Annotated in this window: 4 protein-coding genes; all 4 read right to left on the bottom strand. The window is 72.3% G+C overall.

Annotated elements, in window-relative coordinates:
• Position 1: 1 nt before the first annotated feature.
• A complete protein-coding gene (locus RIN80_RS24010) occupies positions 2-394 on the bottom strand; it encodes a VOC family protein (RefSeq protein WP_309097723.1) in 393 nt (130 codons plus the stop codon).
• Positions 391-693: a metalloregulator ArsR/SmtB family transcription factor gene (locus tag RIN80_RS24005; protein WP_309097722.1), complete on the bottom strand. Its 303-nt coding sequence runs from the start codon at positions 691-693 to the stop codon at positions 391-393. The genes RIN80_RS24010 and RIN80_RS24005 overlap by 4 nt, the downstream gene beginning before the upstream one ends.
• A gap of 56 nt (positions 694-749) precedes the next feature.
• The gene (locus tag RIN80_RS24000) at positions 750-2,504 is read right to left on the bottom strand and encodes an NAD+ synthase (protein ID WP_309097721.1); all 1,755 of its coding nucleotides are present in this window, start codon (positions 2,502-2,504) and stop codon (positions 750-752) included.
• A 77-nt stretch (positions 2,505-2,581) separates the two neighbouring features.
• Positions 2,582-4,522, bottom strand: coding sequence for a S53 family peptidase (locus tag RIN80_RS23995; RefSeq protein ID WP_309097720.1), 1,941 nt, complete (start codon positions 4,520-4,522; stop codon positions 2,582-2,584).
• Positions 4,523-4,687: the final 165 nt, after the last annotated feature.

Below are 4,687 nucleotides of genomic sequence, written 5' to 3'. Positions count from 1 at the left end.
GCTACTCCGGCTGCGTCGCGATCTGGATCAGGTTGCCGCAGGTGTCGTCGAAGACGGCGGTGGTGACGGGGCCCATCTCCAGGGGTTCCTGCGTGAAGCGGACGCCGAGGGCGCGCAGGCGTTCGTACTCGGCGTGCACGTCGGCGACGGCGAACTGGGCGAGCGGGATGCCGTCGGCGACCAGGGCGTCGCGGTAGGGCTTGACGGCGGGGTGACCGGCCGGCTCCAGCAGGAGTTCCGTGCCGCCCGGCTCCTCCGCGGAGACCACGGTCAGCCACCGGTGCTGCTCGCCGAGCGGGACGTCGTGCTTCTTCACGAAGCCGAGGACCTCGGTGTAGAACCGGAGGGCTTTGGCCTGGTCTTCGACGAAGACGCTGGTCAGATGGATCCTCATGGGGTGCTCTCTTCCGGTCGGGAGGGGGCGGGCGCCGGCCACCGCTCGGTGATCTGCCGAAGCGGGGCCGTGTTCAGGTCGTGGAACTTGTAGCGGCCCTCCCGCCGGGTCTCGACGAGCCCGGCGGCCTCCAGCACCGCGAGGTGCTGGGAGACCGCCTGGCGCGAGATGCCGAGCCGGTGCTTCATGCTCAGCCGCGAGCAGATCTCGAACAGTGTCTGCCCGGACTTCTCCGCGAGCTCGTCGAGGATGGTGCGACGGGTGGGGTCGGCCAAGGCTTTGAAGACGTCGTCGGCCACGACCCCAGGATAGGCAAGCGTCCACTTGCCTATCAAGTCCCCTCGCGGTTCGCCCGTCAGACCGACTCGCGCCACCCGTTCGTGATCGGCAGGCGCCGGTCCTTCCCGAACCCCTTCGCGGAGATCTTCGTCCCCGGCGGGTACTGCCGCCGCTTGTACTCGGCCGTGTCGACCATGCGCAGGGTCTTCACGACCAGCTCGCGGTCGAAGCCGGCCGCGACGATCTCGTCCGCGCCGCGGTCCCGGTCGACGTACAGCTCCAGGATCGCGTCGAGCACCGGGTAGTCGGGCAGCGAGTCCGTGTCGACCTGGCCGGGGCGCAGTTCCGCGCTCGGCGGCTTGGTGAGGGAGTTCTCCGGGATCGGCGGGGTCTGGCCGCGCTCCCGGGCCGCCCGGTTGCGCCACTCCGCCAGCCGGAAGACCGACGTCTTGTACACGTCCTTGATGGGGCCGTACGCGCCGACGGAGTCGCCGTAGAGCGTGGAGTAGCCGACCGCCAGCTCCGACTTGTTGCCGGGGGCCAGGACGATGTGGCCCTCCTGGTTGGAGATCGCCATCAGCAGCGTGCCGCGCAGGCGCGACTGGAGGTTCTCCTCCGCCAGGCCGGTCAGGCCCAGCGAGCCCATGTAGGCGGCGAACATCGGCTCGATGGGGACCGTGCGGTAGTTCAGGCCCGTGCGGCGGGCCAGCTCGGCCGCGTCGTCCTTGGAGTGGTCCGAGGAGTACTTCGACGGCATCGACACGCCGTACACGTTCTGCGCGCCCACCGCGTCGCAGGCGATCGCCGCGACCAGGGCCGAGTCGATGCCGCCCGACAGGCCGATGAGGACCGACGAGAAGCCGTTCTTCTCGACGTACGCCCGCAGGCCCACGACCAGCGCCGAGTAGACCTCCTCGTCGTCGTCCAGACGGTCCGCGTAACCGCCCGTCAGCTCCGGCTCGTACGCCGGCAGCGGGTCCTCCGACAGCACCACGCGGTCGATGCGCAGACCGTCGTCGACCACGCCCTCCGGGGCGTCCGCGGCCGCCGCCGGCAGGTCCAGGTCCAGGACCACACAGCCCTCGGAGAACTGCGGCGCCCGGGCCACGACCTCGCCGTCCTTGTCGACGACGATCGAGTCGCCGTCGAAGACCAGCTCGTCCTGGCCGCCCATCATGGCGAGGTACGCCGTGGTGCAGCCGGCCTCCTGGGCCCGCTTGCGCACCAGCTCCAGACGCGTGTCGTCCTTGTTGCGCTCGTAGGGGGAGGCGTTGATCGACACCAGCAGGCCCGCCTTGGCCGAACGGGCGGCGGGGACACGGCCGCCGTCCTGCCAGAGGTCCTCGCAGATGGCCAGGGCGACGTCCACCCCGTGCACCCGCAGCACCGGCATGCTGTCGCCGGGCACGAAGTAGCGGAACTCGTCGAAGACGCCGTAGTTCGGCAGGTGGTGCTTGGCGTAGGTCAGGACCACCTCGCCGCCGTGGAGCACCGCCCCGGCGTTGCGCGGCGCACCGGCCGGCTGGCCGTACTTCGGCTGGGCGGTCTCGCTGCGGTCGAGATAGCCCACGATCACCGGCAGCCGGCCGAGGCCCTCCTCGGCCAGACGGGCGGCGAGCGAGCGCAGCGCGGCCCGGGAGGCCTCCACGAAGGACGACCTGAGGGCCAGGTCCTCGACGGGGTACCCGGTCAGCGCCATCTCCGGGAACGCCACGAGGTGCGCTCCCTGCTCGGCGGAGTGCCGGGTCCAGCGGACGATCGACTCCGCGTTCCCGGCGAGGTCGCCGACGCGCGAGTCGATCTGGTTCAGGGCGAGACGTAGTTGAGGCACGTGGTCAGTGTAATCGTCAGTGCGACGCAATGGGGTGGTGTGGGCCATCCCACACCACCCCCGACGCCGCGCGGTGGTCAGCGCCGGTACGACTCGACGTAACCGTTCGCGGGCGTGCCCACGCCGGTGACGTCGTCGTAGCCCTCGACGGCCTTGAGCGAGCTGTCCCTGCCCAGGCTGCGCACGGACGTGGCCAGGCCGTCGGTGGCGTCGTAGCCGTTCACGAAGTCGACGCGGGCCACGGCGAGTCTCCCGCCCGTCGGGTCGTCGGTGACGTCGTGGTAGACCTCCGAGCCGTACTTCGCGTAGATCACCGGGTTGGCGAAGCCGATCGCCGTGCCGCCGCGGGCCTCCTGGGCCAGGGCCTGGACGGCGGCGATGGTCGGCGAGGCGAGCGAGGTGCCGCCGATGCGGTACTCGCCGTACGCCTGCTTCCTCCCGTCGGGCAGGGTCTGCGTCTGCCCGACCAGGAAGCCCGTGTTCGGGTCGGCGATCGCGGCGATGTCCGGCACGACCCGGTTGCCGTCCGCGCTGTGGGCCCGCGCCAGCGCCCCGGGCACCACGCCGTGCTGGTAGGAGGGCTCGGCGACCGTCCGGCTGGTGCCGCCGCCCGCGCCGGAGGTGAAGGCGCCCGGGAAGTCCGTCCAGCCCGTGCCGTCGGCCGACAGGTTCGCCTTCTCGGTGCCCCAGCCGGTCTCCCAGAGGTAGGTGTCGCCCTTGCCGACGGCCAGGGAGGTGCCGCCGACGGCGGTGACCCACGCCGAGTCGGCCGGGGAGTCGACCTGCTTCGTCCCGGAGCTCGCGACCTCGTCGCCGTCGTCGCCGGAGGAGAAGTAGAAGCCGATGCCCTCGACCGCGCCGAGCTGGAAGACGTGGTCGTAGGCGGCCGCCAGGCCGGGGGTCTGCGCGGCCTCCACCTCGCCCCAGGAGTTGGAGACGATGTCGGCCAGGTGGTGGTCGACGACCTTGCCGAGCGCGTCGAGCAGGTCGCCGTCCGCGCAGGAGGCGGCGCCCACGTACGTCACGTCCGCGGCCGGGGCGACCGCGTGCACCGCCTCGACGTCCAGGGTCTCCTCGCCGTACCAGCCGGACGCCGAGCAGTCCTTGGTGTTCGTGTACTTCGCGGGCAGCACCTGGTGCAACTGGCCCGACTTCCACGCGGCGTCGCCGTTGCGCCGGGCGTAGGCGGCGGCGTCGTAGGCGATCGTCGGGGAGGCGTAGGCGTCCGTGATGGCGACCCGGACGCCCTTGCCGGTGCGGGTGCCCGCGCCGTAGGCGGCCCGCAGCTGCCTGCCCGTGTAGCCCTTGACCGCGTACGGGACCTTCGTGCCGTACGCGTCCGGCAGGGTGCTCGCGGTGTTCGAGCCGTAGTACGAGGAGAACGGGCCGGCGTTGCGGAACACCGTGTCGGGCGGCGGCAGCCGGTCGTCGTGCGTGACCCGGTGCGGCGCGTTGTCCAGGCCCGTGACGGTCAGGACGGCGTCGGCCAGGCCCTGCGGCACGGAGGCGGTGCTCACCGGGGCGCGATAGGTGCGGTCGCCCTTGGCGAAGTCGTGCAGCTGCGTGCCGAAGGCCCGCTCGGCGGCGGCCACGTCACCGGTGACCGAGAGGGAGTGCCGCGTGGCGCCGGTGACCCGCAGGCCGGCACCCGCCAGCCAGGCCTTGACGGCCGCCACCTGCGCCTTCGTGGCGCCGAAGCGGGCCTGCGCCTGCTTCGCCGTCAGATACGCGCCGTACGAGGGCGAGTGCGGGTCGGAGACGGCCCTCGCGTAGGCGGCGAGGCCGGCGGCGTCCTTGCCGCGGAGGTAGACCCGGGCCGACACCCCGGCTGCGTCCGGGGCGGCACCCCGGTCGGCACGGGCCGTGGCCCACGCGGGCCTGCTCCCGGCGAGCGGGGCGCGGAGCGGGTGGCCGACGGCGTGCGCCGCGGGTATGCCGAGCGCCAGCGCACCGGCGAGCATCGGCAGCGTCGCCGCCATGCCCAGCCCGGCGCGCACCGTGGCGCGGTTGGATCTCATGGAACCCCCTGTGCGGTTCGTCGCGAGTGGATCACTCACCGCCCGCCACTCTCGCGAGGAACCGTTCATGCCGGGGGAATGCGGAGCCCAAGAAGCGCCCTGCGCAGGCCAAGAAGACCCCAAGGGCCCACAGGGAAGGGCGATATTCGGGGCTTACGCCCTAGG

This window comes from Streptomyces sp. (assembly GCF_031181705.1).
In the GTDB taxonomy this organism is placed as follows: domain Bacteria; phylum Actinomycetota; class Actinomycetes; order Streptomycetales; family Streptomycetaceae; genus Streptomyces.
The sequence above is the reverse complement of the archived record's forward strand: the minus strand, read 5'-3'. Positions and strand labels throughout refer to the sequence as shown.